1 protein-coding gene and 1 pseudogene are annotated in these 1,836 nt (G+C 44.8%); both read left to right on the top strand.

Going from position 1 to position 1,836, the window contains the following annotated elements:
* The first annotated feature begins 48 nt into the window (after positions 1-48).
* Positions 49-1,518, top strand: a pseudogene (locus A3762_RS10310) (amidohydrolase).
* A gap of 113 nt (positions 1,519-1,631) precedes the next feature.
* A partial coding sequence (locus A3762_RS10305) for a LysE family transporter (RefSeq protein WP_156493381.1) occupies positions 1,632-1,836 on the top strand: 205 nt, incomplete at its 3' end.

Here is a 1,836-nt window from a genome sequence, read left to right as displayed (position 1 = left end):
GATCTTGAGCAAGCAAAGACAAACTATCCCGAGGCCAGTTCACGAGACCTGAAAGGAAAGCTTTTGCTTCCTGGGTTTATTGATCCTCATAGTCATTTTGGAATGATGATTAGTGCGATAGGGCAAGCCAACGTGGCGCCACCTCCGGCAGGAACGGTCACTAATTTCTCAGACATCATTGTCGCCTTAGAAAACTACCGCGATGCATTCGGTATTAAGCTGAGCGAGTGGATATTTGCATGGGGCTATGACGAAACCCAACTAGCTGAAGGCAAGCACATCACCAAGATAGAGCTAGATAAAGCATTTCCGAATAATCCGGTGTATCTCCAGCATGTGAGTGGTCATATGGGTGTGGCCAATTCTATGGCATTGGCACAAGGTGGTATCGATGAGAATACGAGAGATCCGATTGGTGGAAGAATTATTTGCTTCGACGATGGCAAAACGCCGACTGGCCTCGTTCAAGAAATATCAATGTACTATTTTGCAGGCAAGGCTATTGAAGAGTTTCAAGGCAAGAAAGCTGAGTTATTCCCAAAGGCACAGGAGCACTATTTGTCTTTTGGGGTGACCACGGCACAAGATGGCATGACAGACCCTATTAGCATGGCATTTTTCAGGAGTCTTGCTGCAGAAGAAAAGCTCGATTTTGATCTTGTGACACTGCATGGATATGCGAGCCTGAAGAACGACGATCTTGAATTTAAGACCTATAAGAATGGGCTCAAGGTTCAAGGTATAAAACTGATTGGTGATGGTTCGCTACAAGGCAAAACGGCTTACTTCACTCAACCATATTTAACGCCAGTATTGGGATGCGAAAAAGACTGTGTAGGTTTTCCTCATGGTCCACAGGATGAGTTGAATCGACTAATTGGCTTAGCCTATGAGAAGGGTATTCAGATCTTTGTGCATGAGAATGGAGATGCTGCCATCGACATGGTGATAAGAGCACATGAAGAAGAGTCGAAGCGTCTTGGTCAACCATTGGATGCCGATCGCAGAACCGTCGTTGTGCATTCCCAATTCGTCCGAGAAGATCAGTTAATCAAATATCGCGACTACGGTATGTTGCCTTCGTTCTTTACGAATCATGCCTTCTTTTGGGGTGATGTGCATCGTGAAAACTTAGGCGATGAACGTGCTTTTTTCTTAAGCCCTATTCATACCGCTCATGAAAAAGGGATTCAGTTTACGAATCACTCAGATGAAATTGTCACGCCGATCAATCCAATGCCGGGCCTGCACAGCGCGGTGAATCGGGTAGCGCGTTCAGGGGCTGTGATTGGCGAAGATGAGCGTGTTAGTCCTTATGTTGCGTTAAAAGGTGTAACTGAACATGCGGCATAAATGTTGTTCGAAGAAGATACCAAAGGCACTCTTAGTGTCGGTAAACGTGCCGATATGATCGTCCTTGACCAAAACCCTTTAGAGCTTTCACCGGAAATTCTAAAAGACATTCAAGTTTTAGAAACGATAAAGGATGGTAGAACTGTCTACAGACGGGCCGAGTGATAGATAAAACCCTCTCTCCAAACGCATGATTTAATTGCGTGTCACCTAAGGTCTAACCGAGCTTTTGTGTTTTAATATCTTTTCTAAAGTTTTCGCTATATCGGAGTGAAGAGATGACGTTTGAAAGCGCATTGGCATTTTTCTTTGCGGTTCTTGTCTTTGGTGTCACACCAGGGCCAGGCGTATTTGCGTTGATGGCAAAGGCGCTTGTGCAAGGTTCTCGCTCTTGTTTTGCTATGGCTCTAGGCATGACGATCAGTGATATTTTATATCTAATTGCAGCATGTTTAGGTTTTGCAGTGATTGCTTCGAAATGGA

The sequence above is a fragment of the Oleiphilus sp. HI0125 genome (genome assembly GCF_001635355.1).
The sequence above is the reverse complement of the archived record's forward strand: the minus strand, read 5'-3'. Positions and strand labels throughout refer to the sequence as shown.